The organism is Mesorhizobium sp. M7A.F.Ca.CA.002.05.1.1 (assembly GCF_003998335.1).
In the GTDB taxonomy this organism is placed as follows: domain Bacteria; phylum Pseudomonadota; class Alphaproteobacteria; order Rhizobiales; family Rhizobiaceae; genus Mesorhizobium.
This window is the reverse complement of sequence record NZ_RZQI01000019.1, coordinates 1-18,604: the sequence shown is the minus strand read 5'-3', so window position 1 is coordinate 18,604 and position 18,604 is coordinate 1. Positions and strand designations below refer to the sequence as shown.

Annotated in this window: 15 protein-coding genes and 3 pseudogenes; 17 read left to right on the top strand and 1 reads right to left on the bottom strand. The window is 59.0% G+C overall.

Annotation, left to right across the window (positions count from 1 at the left end):
* The first annotated feature begins 835 nt into the window (after positions 1–835).
* The 3 genes and pseudogenes from hisC (at position 836) to EN939_RS02295 (ending at position 4,529) form a co-directional block, all read left to right on the top strand.
* On the top strand, positions 836–1,966 hold the full coding sequence (gene hisC / locus EN939_RS02305) for a histidinol-phosphate transaminase (RefSeq protein WP_063169376.1): 1,131 nt from the start codon (positions 836–838) through the stop codon (positions 1,964–1,966).
* Between the two features lie 71 nt (positions 1,967–2,037).
* Entirely contained in the window at positions 2,038–3,072 is a 1,035-nt protein-coding gene (locus tag EN939_RS02300; protein WP_063169375.1) for an LLM class flavin-dependent oxidoreductase, read from the top strand.
* A 254-nt stretch (positions 3,073–3,326) separates the two neighbouring features.
* Positions 3,327–4,529 (top strand): annotated as a pseudogene (locus EN939_RS02295) (IS3 family transposase).
* Here EN939_RS02295 and EN939_RS02290 read toward each other — a convergent pair.
* Positions 4,524–4,665 (bottom strand): annotated as a pseudogene (locus EN939_RS02290) (IS630 family transposase); the annotation flags it as partial. The pseudogenes EN939_RS02295 and EN939_RS02290 overlap by 6 nt on opposite strands.
* A 369-nt stretch (positions 4,666–5,034) precedes the next feature.
* On the opposite strand from EN939_RS02290, the gene queC reads away from it, so the two are divergent.
* The 14 genes and pseudogenes from queC to EN939_RS02220 form a co-directional block, all read left to right on the top strand.
* Positions 5,035–5,733 (top strand): 7-cyano-7-deazaguanine synthase QueC, encoded by a 699-nt coding sequence (gene queC, locus EN939_RS02285; protein ID WP_063170389.1) that lies wholly within the window; start codon positions 5,035–5,037, stop codon positions 5,731–5,733.
* Entirely contained in the window at positions 5,733–6,089 is a 357-nt protein-coding gene (gene queD / locus EN939_RS02280; RefSeq protein ID WP_063169374.1) for a 6-carboxytetrahydropterin synthase QueD, read from the top strand. The genes queC and queD overlap by 1 nt, the downstream gene beginning before the upstream one ends.
* Positions 6,090–6,094: 5 nt before the next feature.
* Positions 6,095–6,820, top strand: coding sequence for a 7-carboxy-7-deazaguanine synthase QueE (queE, locus tag EN939_RS02275; RefSeq protein ID WP_164548811.1), 726 nt, complete (start codon positions 6,095–6,097; stop codon positions 6,818–6,820).
* Positions 6,821–7,086: 266 nt separating this feature from the next.
* Complete coding sequence (locus EN939_RS37870; protein ID WP_164750865.1) at positions 7,087–7,407, top strand: hypothetical protein; 321 nt, start codon at positions 7,087–7,089, stop codon at positions 7,405–7,407.
* Between the two features lie 183 nt (positions 7,408–7,590).
* Entirely contained in the window at positions 7,591–8,343 is a 753-nt protein-coding gene (locus EN939_RS02270; protein ID WP_063169372.1) for a carbonic anhydrase, read from the top strand.
* A gap of 160 nt (positions 8,344–8,503) precedes the next feature.
* Positions 8,504–8,700: pseudogene (locus EN939_RS38815) on the top strand (7-carboxy-7-deazaguanine synthase QueE); the annotation flags it as partial.
* A gap of 1,097 nt (positions 8,701–9,797) precedes the next feature.
* Entirely contained in the window at positions 9,798–10,691 is an 894-nt protein-coding gene (nifH, locus tag EN939_RS02255) for a nitrogenase iron protein (RefSeq protein WP_024505261.1), read from the top strand.
* An 87-nt stretch (positions 10,692–10,778) separates the two neighbouring features.
* Entirely contained in the window at positions 10,779–12,281 is a 1,503-nt protein-coding gene (gene nifD / locus EN939_RS02250) for a nitrogenase molybdenum-iron protein alpha chain (protein WP_024505262.1), read from the top strand.
* 129 nt (positions 12,282–12,410) lie between these two features.
* Entirely contained in the window at positions 12,411–13,952 is a 1,542-nt protein-coding gene (nifK, locus tag EN939_RS02245; RefSeq protein WP_024505263.1) for a nitrogenase molybdenum-iron protein subunit beta, read from the top strand.
* 61 nt (positions 13,953–14,013) lie between these two features.
* Entirely contained in the window at positions 14,014–15,498 is a 1,485-nt protein-coding gene (gene nifE, locus EN939_RS02240; protein WP_024505264.1) for a nitrogenase iron-molybdenum cofactor biosynthesis protein NifE, read from the top strand.
* A gap of 8 nt (positions 15,499–15,506) precedes the next feature.
* Entirely contained in the window at positions 15,507–16,859 is a 1,353-nt protein-coding gene (nifN, locus tag EN939_RS02235) for a nitrogenase iron-molybdenum cofactor biosynthesis protein NifN (protein ID WP_024505265.1), read from the top strand.
* Positions 16,856–17,353, top strand: a complete 498-nt coding sequence (gene nifX, locus EN939_RS02230) for a nitrogen fixation protein NifX (protein ID WP_063169371.1) — start codon at positions 16,856–16,858, stop codon at positions 17,351–17,353. The genes nifN and nifX overlap by 4 nt, the downstream gene beginning before the upstream one ends.
* A gap of 16 nt (positions 17,354–17,369) precedes the next feature.
* The gene (locus tag EN939_RS02225) at positions 17,370–17,849 is read left to right on the top strand and encodes a NifX-associated nitrogen fixation protein (protein WP_024505267.1); all 480 of its coding nucleotides are present in this window, start codon (positions 17,370–17,372) and stop codon (positions 17,847–17,849) included.
* Positions 17,846–18,604 (top strand): response regulator transcription factor (locus EN939_RS02220; protein WP_164750864.1); only part of this gene is annotated, 759 nt, incomplete at its 3' end. The genes EN939_RS02225 and EN939_RS02220, both read left to right, overlap by 4 nt.

Sequence of the window (18,604 nt, the reverse complement as noted above, 5' to 3'; positions counted from 1 at the left end):
ACGCAGCGGTGTGAGACGGGCATTCTTGTGGATGTTCATTCGGACCCTCCGATGGATGCTGAAGCGTGGTAACTCCAGTCTCCTCGGTCCGGTCCGAATGGACAACCTCTCGAAAGCTCACACCTAGTGCCGGCAGTGGCACCGCTGTTGTCCGTCGACAGGTCCCGCGCTTGCTCGGTGCGACCAACAACCTTAAGCGCTAGGGCGTAACCTGACCCTGCAAGATCTCCTCACCGACTATAAGGTGCGCCTCACGATCTGAGACGATGGGACAGGATGGCTAAGGAGGTGCGCCGTCTTGCATGCCCCGCCAGCGAGGCGAACCCTCTCGGCTACGCGCGCCACCAGCGACGCTCCATATCGTCAGGCCTGCGTCTCATGCTCAGATGAGCCGGTATTTGGCTCTCTCATCAGCAAACCGAGAGAGCCCATGCCAAGACGGAAGCAAGCAAGACGAACGAGCGTCAGAGATATCCTGCGCCTGACCCATAAACAGGGCAGTCCGGTGGGCCAAGGTGGCAGAGCAACTGAGGTTCGGCAAGACTTCGGCTTCCACCTATCTGCGGGCGCTGGAGACGGGCTGTCGTGCAGGCCCTGCATGCGGCTTTGAGGACGATGCGATGTTGAAACACCGTCTGTTGCGCCGAATCGGCCGTCGGCCAAACGTTGGGTCGTCATCAGGTTCTCGACAGCTTCCCGGTGTCAAATCCAAACCGTGGTCGGCGATCCCCACCAGGGTGGGAAGGCAGCGCTGATATAGCCGAACGTCGATCAAGTCACGATCAACGATTGCCTCATGTCACATGCCCTGCGGGACTGAAAAACGGAGAAGAACATGTGCGATGCAAAACTGAAGACCGTGCTTTCGCTTTTTTCGCCGGTGGCCAGCAAATTAGATGCTCTCTCGTCCAACGGACCAGCGACGGATGCAAACTGCGTTAAGCTAAATACGAACGAGAACCCGTTTCCGTTGCCGAAGAGCGTAATGCAAAGTGCAATTGCTGCGATCGAACACCAGTATCTTTATCCGGAAGACGACAATCTCAGCTTAAGGGCAGCTGCCTCCGATGCTTACGGATTTTCCAAAGATCAGGTGATTGCCGGCAACGGTTCGTCGGAGCTGCTCGGACTCATCTACAGAGCTTTCCTCGCCCCAGGAGATAGAGTGGCAATGCTGTCGCCCGGATTTTCGTTCAACCGTAAACTTGCCATGTTGCAGGGTGCCGAGTTTCTCGAAATCGCATCGAGCGAAGCTCATCCCCTGCCGATAGAAAAACTGCTGTCCGGCCCCGCAAAAGACGCGAAGTTCATTCTGTTGGCTAATCCGAACAATCCGACCGGAACATTCGTGCCGGTGGCCGAAATCGAACGCCTTGTGGAGCAAGCAGATCGCTTGGTCGTCTTGGATGAGGCCTACGTTGACTTCGCACCCGACAATGCCCTGCGCCTCGTCAATAGACATCCGAATCTTTTGATCTTGAGGACTTTTTCAAAGAGCTATGCTGCCGCTGGCGTGCGAGTCGGCTTCGGTTTCGGTCACCCAGAAATCATTGGCAGGCTGCGCAACATCCAGAATGTCTTCAACATGAACGTGATCGGGCAGGCGGTCGGGAAAAGCATTCTTGCGCATCGCCACGCCTACGAAGAGAACCACAGGCACATCAAGCATGAACGACAGCGAGTGACCCTGGCGCTGTTGCAACTTGGCTTTTCCGTAACACCCTCCCACGCAAACTTTTTGCTGGCCCGTGTGCCGGCGGGACAGGAGGGCTCATGCTGGCAAGCCGCGTTGAAAGAGCAGGCGATCCTCATCGCCAGCTTTCCTGACGTAGATTTGAAGAACTGTATTCGCGTCAGCATTGGCACCACAGAGCAGATGGACAAATTCCTTGCTGCCGCCGAACGCGTCTGTATGAACTTTAAGAAGGATCGCGGTGCTCACAAGCATGAAGTCGATTCACATTAATCATCAAGTAATGATATGTCGTGAGCTATGATGATTAGCGAATAAATATAGGTAATTTGGAGAACAATTAATTGAAGAAAATTTCCGCTTCGGGCCTGACCTTCGGCATCTTCGATCATCTGGACGAAAACGGCGATGACATCGCACAACAATATGCAGATCGGCTGAGCCTAGCAGAAGCGTGCGATGGCTATGGCTTTTATGCGTATCATCTCGCCGAGCACCACTGTACGCCGCATGGCAGAGGTCCATCACCGAATTTGTTCTTAGCGAGCGTCGCCCAGCGAACCCGCAGTCTTCGTGTTGGTCCCATGGTAATGCTACTTGCGCTCTATCATCCGCTGCGTGCCTTCGAGGAGATCTGCATGCTTGATCAGTTGAGCGGCGGCAGGCTTGAACTCGGCATAGGGCGCGGCTCTGCTCCCACTGAATTGGGATACTTCGGGGTTGCTGTAGAAGCAGCACCAGAACAGTATGCGGAGGCCAGTGAGATTCTCATCAATGCGATGAAAGGCGGGACGCTTTCTTATCAGGGCCGCCACTTTGAGTTGAAAGATGTTCCGCTGACGTTGAGACCTCACCAATATCCCCGTCCGCCGACATGGATCGCCACCAATCGACCCGAGCCGGCTAGCTGGGCCGCTGCGAATGGGGCAAACATCGCCTGCGTCGGACCTTCCACTTCTGTTCGCAGCGTTACCGACGCGTTCCGCGCCGCCCGAATTCACGATGCTGACATTGGCCAGCAAGCGCCATTTCTTGGATTGCTCCGAATGGTGGTGATAGGGCGTTCTGAAACAGATGCGTATTTGCTCGCAGCACCTGCCTATGAACGATGGCTCAATAGCTTCAAATTTCTATACGAACTAAATGCCATTTCCACTCCACCAAACTTGCCTTTGAACTTCGATGCAGCAATTGAAAGTGAATTGTGCGTCGTGGGAACGGCAGATTCTGTCCGAAAAGCTCTCCTTGATCAGCTGGAAGAGGCAGGTGCTAATTATCTTCTGTGTCAACTGGCATTTGGGGATTTGCCGCTGGATGCCTCACTATACACCGCATCGGCCATTGGATCCGAAATCATGGCTCGAGTTGCCGCATCGTGAATCCGTCGTGTGATTGGAGGAGCAGCGGCAGCGCTGCTCCTCATTGCGAAACGGTTGTGGGGGCCGGACTCCTGTGTCAGGTGTAAACCATTGGAGCACGTCCTATCTGATCCAGGTCATATCCTGCGGCTTTGAAGTAGTTGGCACATTCGGCTGGGGTGAAGAGGTCGACGACCGCGCCGAGGCGTCCTGACCTTGCCCCTCTGATCTAATCCGGTTTGAAGTTCGTTCTGGCCCATCCAGAGGACCAGGACATGAAACGCAGCCGCTTCTCTGAAGAGCAGATCATCGGAATTTTGAAGAAACACGAGGCCGGGGTATCGGTTGGCGATCTGTGCCGCAAGCACGGGGTCAGCGACGCCTCGATCTACAATTGGAAGGCCCGCTTCGGCGGGATGGATGTCACCGAGGCTCGGCGACCTGAAGGCGCTGGAGGACGAGAACACGCGCCTGAAGCGGCTTTTGGCCGACGCCATGCTCGACAATGCCGCGTTGAAGGACCTTGTGGGAAAGAAATGGTGACGCCCGCCGCCAAGCGGAAAGCTGTCGCTCGCCTGAAGGAAGGCTTCGGGATGAGCGAACGGCGGGCGTGTAAAGCCATCGGCTGTTGCCGCATGACGGGTCGCTACCAGACCAGCAGGCCGGACGACCGCGAGGTTCGCGAGCGGATGAAGGCCGATCGCGCAGGAGCGTCGCCGGTTCGGCTACCGGCGTCTTCTCGTGATGCTGAGGCGGGAGGGCCTGGTCGTGAACCACAAGAAGCTGTTCCGGCTCTATCGGGAGGAGAAGCTCGCCGTCGCCGCCGTGGCGGCCGCAAGCGGGCGATCGGGACCAGGGCGCCGATGCTGGTGCCGCTGAGGCCCGACGAGCGCTGGTCGCTCGACTTCGTATCGGACCAGCTCACCGACGGGCGCCGCTTCCGCATCCTGGCCGTCGTCGACGACTGCACGAGAGAGTGCCTCGCACTCATCGTTGATACGTCTCTCTCGGGCATGCGGGTTGCCCGCGAATTGGACGGCTCATCACCGAGCGGGGCCGGCCCAGGATGATCGTCAGCGACAATGGCAGCGAGTTCACCTCGAACGCCATCCTCTCCTGGGCGGATCAGAACCGCGTCGAATGGCATTACATTGCGCCCGGCAAGCCGATGCAGAATGGCTTCATCGAGAGCTTCAACGGCCGACTGCGCGATGAACTGCTCAACGAGACGCTGTTCACCTCGCTGGCTCAGGCGCGCGTAGCCATCGCCCTGTGGCACGCCGACTACAACACCGCGCGGCCGCACTCCCCCCTGGCAGACCCCGGCCAAGTTCGCCAGCACCTTCAATCCGCGACGGTCGCTCGCGCTGCGCTATGCCAAAGGCTCCGCGCCAGCGCCCGTCGCTTCACCCGCCCAGCAGGGCACAACCCACGCCGGAAACGAACTCAAAACTGCTGGGGCAACGTCAGTCCCATAGAGCCTTGATGGTTATCTCGGCCTTTGCTCGCAGCAGCGCCTTAGGTTGGGCGAAGGCGTTCTCAATCGGATTGAAGTCGGGACTGTAGGGCGGCAGTTAGAGCAGGCTCGCCTGCGGCCTCAATCGCGCCGCGCAGGGTTCTCCAGGCGGATGTCGCCAATGTCAAATTTGCTGGCATCCATGTCGCCCTCGCCAACCGCACAAGCGAAGGCCAGAAAGCCAACATGTGTTCTGCGGCTTAATTAAGAGTCAGCCGATGTCGGCCGAACATCACCTTGTCTCGAAGTCGACGATCGGACAGCAGGTTGCGAAAGTTGGCGCGATGCGAAACAAACTGCTGAAGCGCTCAACTTTTATTGATCACGCGTGTTGGACGCGACGCACTCCCGTTCCAATCGGGCTGAGCGCAAATTCTCCCGGTTCACAAAACTGAGTCGCTGGAGTAGTGGGGGCGCAGAGAAATCTCCGGTCGCAGCCTTACCCGGTCAAAACAAGGATACCAATGATGAAGACTCTCGCCGTCTGCTCTGGCGGATTGGACTCCGTTTCCCTTGCTCACATGGTGGCAGCGGAGCACGAACTCACCGGCCTTCTATCTTTCGACTATGGCCAACGGCACAGGAAGGAATTGGGCTTCGCCGCTCTTTGCGCGCAGCGACTGAAGGTCCCGCACCAGATCATCGACATCGGCGAAATTGGCCGTGGCCTTTCCGGCTCAGCGCTGACTAGCAGTATCGACGTGCCGGACGGCCACTACGCCGAAGACACGATGAAGATTACGGTGGTGCCGAACCGCAATGCCATCATGTTGGCAATCGCCTTCGGTCTCGCCGCCGCCCACAGCGCCGAAGCGGTGGCGGCGGCCGTGCATGGTGGGGACCATTTCATCTATCCCGATTGCCGTCCGGCCTTCATTGAAGCTTTCCAGACAATGCAAGACCGCGCGCTCGACGGCTATGCGCAGATACGCCTCTATGCACCGTATGTGAATCTCGGAAAAGCTGACATTGTTGCGGATGGCGCAAGATACGGCACCCCGTTTGCTGAGACCTGGTCCTGTTACAAGGGCGGCGTGCGTCACTGCGGACGATGCGGGACCTGCGTCGAGCGGCGCGAAGCGTTCCATCTCGCCGGGCACGCTGATCCCACCGACTACGAGGACGCCGATTTCTGGCTTGAGGCGCTGCGCAGGAGGCGCGCGTAATGTTCCACATCAGCAAGGAATTCCACTTCTCGGCCTCGCATCAGCTCACCTCCTTGCCTCCCAACCATCAATGCGCGCGCCTGCACGGGCATAACTATGTCGTCGTAGTGGAGCTGTCGGCCAAGGAACTGGACGCCCACGGCTTCGTGCGCGACTATCACGATCTGGCGCCGCTCAAACGCTACATTGACGAGAGCTTCGACCATCGGCACCTCAACGACGTGCTGGGACATGAGAAGGTCACGGCGGAATGCCTGGCCAGACATTTCTATGAATGGTGCAAGGCACGTCTGCCGCAGACCGCGGCCGTGCGCGTTAGCGAAACACCGAAAACTTGGGCGGAATACCGTCCGTGACCGACATGCATCCCGCAATCCGTGTGAGCGAGATATTCGGGCCGACTATCCAGGGCGAGGGCGTGCTCATCGGCTTGCCGACGGTGTTCATCAGAACCGGCGGATGTGATTATCGCTGTTCATGGTGCGACAGCCTTCACGCGGTGGACAATCAGTATCGCCATGAATGGCTACCGATGCCGATCGATGCCGTGTGGCAAACCGTCCATGCGCTTTCCGGCGGCAGGCCGGTTATGGTCTCCTTGTCAGGCGGCAACCCGGCCATTCAGCCGTTCGGTCCCCTCATAGAACGAGGCCATCGCGAGGGCTATCGTTTTGCACTGGAAACGCAGGGTTCCGTGGTGAGGGAGTGGTTTGCGGATCTTGACGTGCTGACCCTTAGCCCAAAGCCGCCGTCCAGCGAGATGACGACCCGTTGGGCTGCGTTTGATGCATGCCTCGAAGCGGCGCAAGAGAAGCCGCAAATCGTGCTCAAGCTCGTCGTTTTCGACGAGAGTGACTATGCCTACGCCAAAGAAGTCGCGGCGAGATATCCGCACCTTCCGATCTATCTGCAACCCGGCAATCACACGCCGCCGCTCCCTGGCAGTGAAGACGCCTCTGTCGACTTGGACGGAATAATGATGCGAATGGAATGGCTTGTCGAAAGGGTGACTAGCGACAGGTGGTTCGAAGCCCGCGTGTTGCCGCAGCTGCACGTTCTGCTTTGGGGTAACAAGAGGGCGGTCTAGTCTGTGGCTTGCGTCGCACCGGAAGGCCGGGCTCCAACGGCTTGGCAGGCTCTCTTCGCGTGCCGAGTACAGCCGAGCTTTGTTCGCGTCAGCGGTCTCGCGATTGTGCGGCTGGAAACCGCCCGGACACCCCGCTGCCGGCGTGTGTCACCTTGACTCCGATGAGCTGTCGTCACGCAAAGTTGAAATCCGCAAGAACTGGCCTTCTCGCCCCACCTGCTCCGTCGCAAGCACGTCATCCCCTCATCCTTGTCCAGCTCTTATCGATGTATCTCATTGTCCGGCCTGACGCACGACTGTCAGCATGGGAATGCATCCATTGCGCAAATGCCTTCCATAAAGAAGATCGATTTCCTCATTGGCCCAACGTGAAATATAGCAACGTTTTCGTGGCGTGGGTCGGCTGCGTCGGGAGTAGCGATGAAAACGTATTGGGGTCGCCTGCGTCTCCTTGGGCAGCGAGTGTAAAGTATAGCGATGCGGCCTCCGGCGCGAACGGCAGCCGCGCAGTGATCACCTTCGCCTGTGCCTTTGCGGCGGGGGTCAAGCGCTGGTCTGCTAAAATTTTTTATCGTTTAGCTGGTTGAAACTGCCCCCGTTGCGGGCTGCAGAAGCCGGCCAGCCGAGAAACGGCAGCCGCACTTATGAAAGCACGCCAAGGCGTGCGGGCATCTATCAGTTGCAAAGGACAATACTGGCCGCGCCGATTGGCCATCACGCGTCCATTAGGGCAGCCACCAACATCAGTTCGCAAGAGGAGCAAAAGTAATATGTATCGTCGTCACCTGATCAAAGGGTTGGTTGCGCTCGGCGCATGCCGGATTTGCGTTCAAGCCGCCCAAGCGACCAGTGCCCATTGGGGGTACACCGGTCCGGTCGGACCGGAGCACTGGGCTGATCTGGATAAGGAAAATTTCGTATGCTCTGCCGGCACGCAGCAATCGCCGATCAATATCAACAGCGCGGTCAAGGCGGATATCCCGCATATCGCCATCGGCTGGCACAAGGGCGGCGGCAATATGGTGAACAACGGCCACACCATTCAAATCAATATGCCACAAGGCAGCACGCTGACCCGCGGCGATCGTGTCTACGAACTGGTACAGTTCCATTTCCATGCGCCAAGCGAACATCACGTGGCGGGCAAGAGCTTCCCGATGGAGGTGCATTTCGTTCACAAGGACACGCAAAGTGGTACTCTGGGCGTGCTGGGCGTCTTTTTAACGCCCGGCGCGACAAATGCCAGCTTTGCTGCCCTTGCTGCGGCCTTTCCCGAACTGCCGAATGGGGAGGTGACGATCGACGAGGTGAATCCCAACTGGCTTCTGCCAGCCTCGCTTGGCTATTGGACTTATGAGGGCTCACTGACGACGCCGCCGTGCACCGAAAACGTCGAGTGGATGGTGGCGATGGAACCGGTTGACGTTGATCCGGCAGACATCCAGCGATTTGCCTCACTCTACCCGTCGAACGCGCGCCCTATTCATTCACCCAATCGACGCTTCATCCTGCGCCAGAGTTGAGCGCCGCCCCAGCGGTTCCGCACGGTCCAACATTCTTGGCACAAGTTGGCGCGAAGCCTCCTCTTCCGGTCTGGCGGTCTGACGGCGCTCCCCAAGCTGGCTAGTCTAAATGATAGGGATTCGGTGCCGACACCACTCGTCCCAAATACGTCGCGGCGAGGTTTGTCTGCAACCCGGCAATCACACGCCGCCCCGCCGTGGTAATGAAGACGTCTCTGTCGAGTCCGACGGAATATGATGCGCATGGAACCGCTGGTAGAAAAGGTGACCAGCGACAGGTGGTTCGAAGCCCGCGTCTTGCCGCAGCTGCACGTTCTACTCTGGGGTAACAAGAGGGTAGTGTATACCTTCTCCTAGCTTCGCCGCCAACTACTCGGTTTTCCGAATTGCTCTCTATATTCTTGAAGACGATGCGTTCGTTAAAGACATGTGCTGCGCACCTGGTGTAAAAGCTGCTCTCATCATGCAGAGGTCAAGCCAGTCGGGCTCATCCGAGGCTATGGCCGTGAGCACTGTTCAGTTCGGCAGAGAGGGCGCTTTTGTACACACTTTGCGATCGTGGCGGCCCCGTGGGCAGATCTGCAAGCTGCCGCGACACTAACCTCTCGAAGCCCGCCCGCCCGCCTTTCGTGCAGCTTCCTCTGAACAAAACCACCGCTCGCCCTTCAATAGGTTGATGCGTGTCTCCCAGTAAGATTCCTGTCCAAGAACGTGATAATCTTCTTGCCAGTGTTGTAGCTGATGTTGCCCTTGATGCCGCAGCCTACCGCGGCGGGACCAAACTCAATGGCAAGCAGGCCGGCTAGGATCGTGCAGCCAGTCGCGAGCCTCGCCCACAACGGGGTCTCACGCGCATGAGGGCGCCGACCATGGGTTCGGCGGTTCATACGCGTATAACACGTATCTTTCTGAAAAAATCAATGCTCTCGGCTAAGCTACTGAATTATTTGGCTTCCATATAGCGCGTCGGCGGAACCAACTTGTAGACGGGCTATGAAAGGTTAAGCGCGGATGTCTATCGGCCGCCGGCGTTCCCGCTCTGTAAGCCTGCCTGAACTACCCGCGCCGCGGTCAAGCCCCAGGCTCCTGCTCATCCAGCGACCGCCCGATCAATGGCAGGCTGGAAAGACAAGAGCCGATGTCTTCCGATGGTCTCGCCATCAGCTTTGGGCTAACTTCCCCATTCTCCCGCTTCGAGCTCGACACACGGCGGTTTGGATGGCGCACGACAATCTGTGTCGGCTTTGTCGTGTCCGTGACAGACGCCTGAAAGGCCCGTTCGCGCGTTTTGCCGCCGTCTAAGCGGCTGGAATTTAATGACAAAGTTTCTTCTGGGATCGGCCGATCACGCTGGTACGCTTTTTGCGATGCTTGGTGTGAGGCGGCACGAGCTGCCTATCGGCACTTGTGTCGCGGGCAGTCGCGATAATTAGAACGAAGGAAGGAAAGCTATTATGTCAGGTCTGCGTCAGATCGCCTTTTACGGAAAAGGCGGCATCGGCAAGTCCACCACGTCCCAAAATACGCTCGCTGCCCTTGTCGACCTCGGGCAGAGAATCCTCATCGTAGGATGCGACCCCAAAGCCGATTCCACACGCTTGATCCTGAATTCGAAAGCTCAGGATACCGTCCTGGATCTCGCCGCACAGGAAGGCTCGGTGGAAGACCTCGAACTCCAGGACGTGCTCAAGGTGGGCTACAGAGGCATCAAGTGCGTGGAGTCCGGCGGCCCCGAGCCGGGTGTCGGTTGCGCCGGCCGCGGCGTCATCACCTCGATCAATTTCCTCGAGGAGAATGGCGCTTATGACGATGTCGATTATGTCTCCTATGACGTCCTCGGCGACGTGGTATGCGGCGGCTTCGCCATGCCGATCCGCGAAGGCAAGGCCCAGGAGATCTATATCGTCATGTCCGGCGAGATGATGGCGCTCTATGCCGCCAACAACATCGCCAAGGGCATCCTCAAATATGCCCATTCGGGCGGTGTGCGGCTGGGCGGGCTGATCTGCAATGAACGTCAAACCGACCGCGAACTCGATCTGGCCGAAGCACTGGCTGGCCGATTGAATTCCAAGCTCATCCACTTCGTGCCCCGCGACAACATCGTCCAACATGCCGAACTCAGGAAGATGTCGGTGATCCAGTACGCGCCGGACTCAAAGCAGGCAGGGGAATACCGCGCTCTGGCCGAGAAGATCCACGCCAATTCGGGCCAGGGTACGATCCCGACGCCGATCACCATGGAGGAGCTGGAGGAGATGCTGCTCGACTTCGGCATCATGAAGACCGACGAGCAGATGCTTGCCGAGCTTCACTCCAAGGAAGCGGCGAAGGCGGCGGCCCAGTAGTGACATTAGCGCTGCCATGAATCGGCGCGCCTTGCAGAGAACGGCGCCTATTCTTTGAGGCGTCACCCAACCTTGAAAGGGGGACTCATGAGCCGGGAATACGAGAATGACGGTGCTCTTCATGCGAAGCTTATCGAAGAGGTGCTGTCGCATTATCCCGACAAGGCGGCGAAGCGCCGCAAGAAGCACCTCAACGTCGCAAAGAGCGGCAACGAGGCTGGCGGGGAAAGCGAGGTCCTTTCCGAATGCGACGTCAAATCGAACATCAAGTCCATTCCGGGGGTGATGACGATTCGCGGCTGTGCATATGCTGGTTCGAAAGGCGTGGTGTGGGGGCCAGTCAAGGATATGGTCCATATCTCGCACGGCCCGGTCGGCTGCGGCCAATATTCTTGGTCGCAGCGCCGCAACTACTACGTCGGTACAACGGGCGTCGACACGTTCGGGACAATGCAGTTCACCTCCGATTTCCAGGAGAAGGACATCGTCTTCGGCGGCGACAAGAAGCTGGAACAGATCATTGACGAGATTGAAGTCTTGTTTCCGCTCAACAACGGCATCACCGTGCAGTCCGAATGCCCTATCGGCCTGATTGGCGATGACACCGAGGCCGTTTCTCGCAAAAAGACCAAGGAGTATGACAAGACGATCGTGCCGGTACGCTGCGAGGGCTTCCGCGGCGTCTCGCAGTCGCTTGGCCACCACATCGCCAATGATGCAATCCGGGATTGGGTCTTCGACAAAAAGGATGTCAAGTTCGAGGCCGGCCCCTACGACGTCAACGTCATCGGCGACTACAATATCGGCGGCGATGCCTGGGCCTCGCGCATACTGCTTGAGGAGATAGGGCTGCGCGTGGTTGGCAACTGGTCGGGTGACGCCACACTCGCAGAGATCGAGCGCGCCCCGAAGGCTAAGCTCAATCTTATCCACTGCTACCGGTCGATGAATTACATCTGTCGGCATATGGAGGAAAAGTATGGCGTCGCCTGGATGGAGTACAATTTCTTCGGTCCCTCCCAGATCGAAGCCTCTCTGCGCAACATAGCCAAGCATTTTGGGCCGGAAATCGAGGAGAAGACCGAAAAGGTCATTGCCAAGTACAGGCCGCTTGTTGATGCGGTCATCGCCAAGTACCTGTCGCGCCTGGAAGGAAATACCGTGATGCTCTATGTCGGCGGCCTGCGCCCCCGCCACGTCGTCACGGCCTACGAGGACCTCGGCATGGTCATCGTGGGCACCGGCTATGAATTCGCCCACAGCGACGACTATCAGCGCACCGGCCACTACGTGAAGAACGGCACGCTGATCTACGATGACGTGACCGGCTATGAGTTGGAGAAATTCATCGAAGGGATTCGCCCAAATCTGGTCGGCTCGGGAATCAAAGAAAAATACCCGGTGCAGAAGATGGGCATACCGTTCCGCCAGATGCATTCCTGGGATTATTCAGGCCCGTATCACGGCTACGACGGCTTTGCCATTTTCGCACGTGATGTGGATCTCGCCATTAACAACCCGGTCTGGGACCTATTCCACGCGCCTTGGAAAAGAAGCCGGGGCGATGAGCGGGCGATGGCTGCCGAATAAACATTTGCTTCAGCCCCAGTCTCCCACTGAGACGGTGAACTCCCGCGGCCTCTGATCCGCCGGAGCCTGGAACGTCTTGACGTCCTGAGCTGCCGTCCCGCGCAGCCAGATGCAAAAGAGGTAATCATCATGCCGCAGTCGGCTGAAAAAATTCTCGATCACGCTCCCCTGTTCCGCGAGCCGGAATACAGAAAGATGCTCGCTGAGAAGAAGCTAAACTTCGAATGTCCGCACCCCGATGAAATCGTTTCCGATCAGCGCGATTTCACCCAGACGTGGGAATACCGCGAAAAGAACCTCGCCCGCAAAGCGCTTGTCGTGAACCCGGCCAAGGCCTGCCAGCCGCTGGGTGCGGTATTCGCTGCCGCCGGCTTCGAGCGAACCATGTCCTTCGTCCACGGCAGCCAAGGTTGCGTCGCCTATTACCGCTCGCACCTGTCGCGCCATTTCAAGGAGCCTGCCGCGGCGGTCTCCTCCTCAATGACCGAGGATGCGGCGGTGTTTGGCGGCCTGAAGAACATGGTCGACGGGCTCGCCAACACCTACCAGCTCTACGACCCCAAGATGATTGCCGTGTCGACGACCTGTATGGCAGAGGTCATTGGCGACGACCTGCACAGCTTCATCCAGAACGCCAAGGACGAAGATTCAGTCCCGCGCGACTTCGACGTGCCCTTTGCCCACACCCCGGCCTTCGTTGGCAGTCATGTCGACGGCTATGACAACATGGTCAAAGGCATTTTGGAGCACTTCTGGAAAGGTCAGGAGCGTACGCAAATCGAAGGAACCATCAACATCATTCCGGGCTTCGACGGCTTCTGCGTCGGCAACAACCGGGAGCTCAAGCGCCTGCTCGATGTAATGGGCGTGTCCTATACATTGATCCAGGATGCCTCTGACCAGTTCGATACGCCTTCGGACGGTGAATACCGCATGTATGACGGGGGCACGAAGATCAACGAGGTGAAGAAGGCCCTCAACGCCGAGGCAACGCTTTCGCTGCAGCATCACAACACCCGAAAGACACTGGGCTATTGCGAGGAGGTCGGGCAGGCGACGGCCTCGTTCCACTATCCGCTCGGCGTTCAGGCGACGGACGAATTCCTGATGGAGGTCGCGGCGATTTCCGGCAAGGAGATTCCCGAGGCAATTCGCCTCGAGCGCGGCCGACTGGTAGACGCCATGGCGGACAGCCAATCCTGGCTGCATGGTAAGAAATACGCCATCTACGGTGATCCCGACTTCGTTCACGCAATGGCCCGCTTTGTCATGGAGACCGGCGGCGAGCCAACCCATTGCCTCGCCACCAATGGCACCTCGGCATGGGAAGCCGATTTGAAGAAGCTGCTAGCATCCTCGCCTTTCGGCAAGGCTGCCCAGGTTTGGGCGGGCAAGGACCTGTGGGCGCTGCGCTCGCTGCTCTTTACCGAGCCGGTGGACCTTTTGATCGGCAATTCCTACGGCAAGTACCTGGAGCGCGACACCGGAACGCCGCTGATCCGGCTGATGTTTCCGATCTTCGATCGGCACCATCATCACCGCTTTGCGCTCTTTGGCTACCAGGGCGCGTTGCGCGTGCTGACGACGATCCTCGACAAGATCTTCGACAAACTCGATCGCGAGACGAGCGAGACGGGTGTGACGGATTATTCCTATGACCTCACGCGCTAAGAGCCGTGGCCGGCTTTTCGCCGAGGCCATTCCTTGCCCAATGGACTGGGGAGGCTGAGCGATGTCCTCCCTCAGCGCCAAAATCAAGGACGCCTTCGATGAGCCCGCCTGCGATAAGAACCGTGGCAAAGATGCCAAGGCGCGCAAGGAGGGCTGCTCGAAGTCGCTGACACCAGGGGCGGCAGCCGGCGGCTGCGCCTTTGACGGAGCCAAGATCGTCCTGCAGCCGATCACCGACGTTGCGCATCTGGTCCATGCGCCGCTCGCCTGCGAGGGCAATTCTTGGGACAACCGTGGTGCGGTTTCGTCAGGGCCGACCTTGTGGCGGACAAGCTTCACGACCGACCTCACCGAACTCGACCTGGTGATGGGGCAGGGCGAGCGGAAACTCTTCAAGGCGATCCGCGAGATCAAGCACACATACGCGCCGCCGGCGATCTTCGTTTACTCAACTTGCGTAACGGCGCTGATCGGTGACGACATCGAGGCCGTGTGCAAACGCGCCACGGAAAAGTTCGGTTTGGCCGTGGTGCCGATCAATGCGCCTGGCCTGGCAGGCTCCAAGAACCTCGGCAACAAGCTCGCCGCCGAGGCGTTGCTCGATCATGTCATCGGCACGGTCGAACCCGACGACCCCGGGCCCTACGACATCAACATCCTTGGCGAATTCAACCTCTCGGGCGAATTCTGGCTTGTAAAGCCGCTCCTCGATCGGCTCGGCATCCGGGTGCGCGCCTGCATTCCCGGCGATGCGCGTTACCGCGACATTGCTTCCGCGCACCGCGCCCGGGCGGCAATGATCGTGTGCTCGACCGCGCTGATCAGTCTTGCCCGCAAGATGGAGGAGCGCTGGGACATCCCGTTCTTCGAGGGCTCCTTCTATGGCATCTCCGACACATCGCAAGCTCTTCGCAACCTTGTCAGGCTGCTGGTGAGGAAGGGCGCCGATCCGGAGATCCTCGAGCGCACGGAGACGCTGATCGCGCAGCAGGAGGCGATCGCGTGGAAGAAACTCGAATCCTACCGGCAAAGGCTCCAAGGCAAGCGCGTGCTGCTCAACACAGGCGGTGTGAAGTCCTGGTCGGTTGTCCGTGCGCTGATGGAGATCGGAATCGAGATCGTCGGCACCTCGGTCAAGAAATCTACGGTGCAGGACAAGGAGCGCATCAAACAAGTTCTCAAGCACGACAAGCATATGTTCGAATACATGGCTGCGCGCGAGCTGTACGCCATGCTCTCTGAACACAGGGCCGATATCATGCTGTCGGGCGGTCGCACGCAATTCATTGCGCTCAAGGCCAAGACGCCCTGGCTCGATATCAACCAGGAGCGCCAGCACCCTTATGCCGGCTATGCCGGCATGGTGGAACTCGTACGCCAGATCGACCTCGCCATTCACAATCCGGTCTGGTCTCAGGTGCGCCAGCCGGCCCCGTGGGATTGCCAGCCTGATCTAAAAGACGAACTGCCATGCACGAAGAAGGAGTCCGGGCACCTGTTCGATGAATTCGCCGGCGCGACGGCACACGAGTTCAGCGAGTGTTGAGGCGACCGATGGCCCGCATCCTTCCCCAGACCAAATCCGCGGCGGTGAACCCGCTGAAGTCGTCGCAGCCGCTGGGTGCCGCCTTTGCCTTTCTTGGGGTCGACGGCGCGATGCCGCTGTTCCACGGCAGCCAGGGATGCACAAGCTTCGCGCTCGTGCTCTTCGTACGGCACTTCAAAGAAACGATTCCATTGCAGACAACAGCGATGGATGAGGTGGCGACCATCCTCGGCGCTGCCGACCATCTTGAAGAAGCCATCCTCAACCTCAAGAACCGCACGAAGCCAAAGCTGATCGGGGTGTGCACGACCGCGCTGGTGGAGACGCGTGGCGAAGATTGCGCGAGTGATATTGCGAACATCAAGCTGAAGCACACGCAAGAGCTTGCGGGTACGGAGGTCGTGCTGGCCAACACGCCGGATTTTGACGGCGCGATCGAAGAGGGCTGGGCCAAGGCAGTCACCGCAATGATCAAAGGGATTACAGGCTCGGGCGAACGTGCGCGGCAGCCGAAGAAGATCGCGATCCTGCCCGGATGCAACCTCACTGTCGCCGACATCGAGCATATGCGTGACATGGTTGAAAGCTTTGGGCTCAAGCCGGTTATTCTGCCCGACATTTCAGGCTCGCTCGACGGTACGGTTCCTGACCGCTGGGTAGCGACCACATACGGCGGCACCAGCGTCGAAGACATTCGCGAGTTGGGCACGGCCATGCAATGCATCGCCATCGGTGAGCACATGCGCCGCCCGGCGAAAGCGCTGCACGGGTTGACCGGCGTGCCTTACGTGTTGTTCCAGTCACTGACTGGGCTGCAGGACACGGACCGCTTCGTGTCGCTGCTGTCTGCGATTTCGGGCGCGGCGGTACCGGCCCGCGTGCGCCGGCGCCGGGCGCAATTGCAGGACGCGATGCTCGACGGACATTTCCATTTCGGCGGCAAGAAAATTGCCATCGCTGCCGAACCAGACCAGCTGTTCCAACTTGCGACCTTCTTTGCTGGCCTCGGCTCCGAGATAGCCGCGGCCGTCACAACGACCGACAGGTCTAAAATTCTCGAGAAAGTCCCGGCGGTTTCGGTTCAGATCGGCGATCTCGGCGATCTGGAAAGTCTTGCCGTCGGTGCTGACCTGCTTGTCACGCATTCGCACGGGCGCCAAGCATCGGAGCGGCTCCGAATTCCGCTCATGCGCATCGGGTTCCCGGTCTTCGATCGACTAGGCAGCCAGCACAAGCTCGCAATTCTCTATCAGGGCACCCGCGACATGATCTTCGAGGTCGCCAGCATCTTCCAGGCCAACCAACACGCGCCCACTCCTGAGGCGCTTGATCCACTCCGTAATCGAGAAATATCACGATGAACGCTGTTCGCCGCCTCTCGCTGGTCAGTAGTGAGGTTTTCGCCCCGATGCCTGAACGACGTAAGGGCGCATTGCGCGTTGCGATCGCCACTCAGGACATGCAGGACCTCAACGCCCATTTCGGGTCGGCCAGGCGCTTTGCTGTCTACGACGTGACGCGCGAGGAATGGAATCTCGTAGAAGCCGTGGCCTTCGATGACGTGTCCGATGAAAGCGGGGAGCATCGGGCCGAGCGCGATGATCGCATCACGCCAAAGGTGGATGCGCTCAAGGGCTGTCAGATCCTGTTTTGTCTGGCAATTGGCGGCCCTTCGGCAGCCAAGCTTGTCGCGGCAAAAATCCACCCGATCAAAGTGGCGGAGCCCCAATCGATCCCACAGGTGCTCTTGCGCACGCAGATGATGCTCAGGACGTGTCCTCCGCCTTGGCTGCGCAAGGTGCTGGCGCGAGCGGGCATTGCCGAAAAGAAACCGTCCTTCGAGGACGAGGACTGAAAAGAGGAGGACGCCAATGCCTGACCCCGCAATCCCCCCAGCTGTCGCCGAAGACGAGGCGGCTCTTTGCACCCCGTTCGTCAAATGCCTCGTGCGGCTGATCCGTTCTCAGGATTCCTATGGCTCGTGGGAACGCAAAGCGGACGCTGAGCTGCTGGGCGACTTCATCATTACCAAGGAACAGCGCCGAGGGATCCCAATCATCGGAGATCCCGATCCCGACGTGCTGTGGAGGCTCGACAAGTACTACGCCGCCATCGGGCTTGCGATCGAGGAGCGCTGCGGCCTTATGGCATCGCCGATGATCCAGGTGAGCCATGAGGGTTTTGGTCGGGTGCTTTTCACGACCGGACGGCTGGTCGTTTTGTCCAAAACGCTGCGCGATGTCCACCGGTTTGGCTTCGAGACGCTCCTGAAGCTCGCCACGGCCGGTACGAAGCTGGTCGACGATGCGATTTCAGTCATCGAAACCTTTCCCCACGTGGCGCTGGCATGATGGGCGCGATTTTCGAGAAAGGCCATCATGACGGACCCGAGAAACTATGTTGGCCAGTCCCCTCGATCCAGGGACTCGAGGCCGACCAGGTTGTTGGGGTATCGCCGATGAAGAAGCCGCTGGTCCTGATCTGCTCGCAAGATGCCGAGTTCTATCTGCTCTACAGCCACATACTGGAGGTTGACGGTTTCAGCAGTGAGACGGCAGACGGCGCGAAGGCTGCGCTGGCCTTGGCCGAACAACGGGAGCTTCAGGCCGTAGTGCTGGATTGCGACCCAGCCAGCATAAACGGGTCCGCAATTTGCGCCCACCTCAAGCGGGAACCGCGCACCACCGACCTGCCTATCATCGCCCTGATCGCGCCTGGCGCCGAGCACCAGCACCTCGATCTCTTGAAGGCAGGCGTTGAGAGCTTTGTGCGGCCGGTGGCTCCGGCCAAGCTGCTCGACTGCCTGCGGGCGAGGCTCGGGCTGACCAAGCGTGGTCCGAACGGGGTTGAAAACGACAGTTGGATTTGTTGTGGAGGCCTGGAGATGAAGCTCGATGCCCATCGGGTTCGCGGTAATGGCCACGACATCCATCTCGGACGGATCGATTTCAACGTGCTGCGGCTTATGATTGAGGCCCCCGGCAAGGTCTTCAGCCGGGACGAGCTTATCGGGGCGGCCTGGCTGCCCAACATTCATGTCGGTGCACGCACCGTCGATGTCCATATCAGCCGAATCAGGAGGGCGCTGAAAACGGCCTTGCCCGGC

Coding starts and splice junctions, on each gene's coding strand:
- hisC (WP_063169376.1), top strand. CDS start 836: ATGTGCGATGCAAAACTGAAGACCGTGCTTTCGCTTTTTTCGCCGGTG.
- queC (WP_063170389.1), top strand. CDS start 5,035: ATGAAGACTCTCGCCGTCTGCTCTGGCGGATTGGACTCCGTTTCCCTT.
- queD (WP_063169374.1), top strand. CDS start 5,733: ATGTTCCACATCAGCAAGGAATTCCACTTCTCGGCCTCGCATCAGCTC.
- queE (WP_164548811.1), top strand. CDS start 6,095: ATGCATCCCGCAATCCGTGTGAGCGAGATATTCGGGCCGACTATCCAG.
- EN939_RS37870 (WP_164750865.1), top strand. CDS start 7,087: ATGTATCTCATTGTCCGGCCTGACGCACGACTGTCAGCATGGGAATGC.
- EN939_RS02270 (WP_063169372.1), top strand. CDS start 7,591: ATGTATCGTCGTCACCTGATCAAAGGGTTGGTTGCGCTCGGCGCATGC.
- nifH (WP_024505261.1), top strand. CDS start 9,798: ATGTCAGGTCTGCGTCAGATCGCCTTTTACGGAAAAGGCGGCATCGGC.
- nifD (WP_024505262.1), top strand. CDS start 10,779: ATGAGCCGGGAATACGAGAATGACGGTGCTCTTCATGCGAAGCTTATC.
- nifK (WP_024505263.1), top strand. CDS start 12,411: ATGCCGCAGTCGGCTGAAAAAATTCTCGATCACGCTCCCCTGTTCCGC.
- nifE (WP_024505264.1), top strand. CDS start 14,014: ATGTCCTCCCTCAGCGCCAAAATCAAGGACGCCTTCGATGAGCCCGCC.
- nifN (WP_024505265.1), top strand. CDS start 15,507: ATGGCCCGCATCCTTCCCCAGACCAAATCCGCGGCGGTGAACCCGCTG.
- nifX (WP_063169371.1), top strand. CDS start 16,856: ATGAACGCTGTTCGCCGCCTCTCGCTGGTCAGTAGTGAGGTTTTCGCC.
- EN939_RS02225 (WP_024505267.1), top strand. CDS start 17,370: ATGCCTGACCCCGCAATCCCCCCAGCTGTCGCCGAAGACGAGGCGGCT.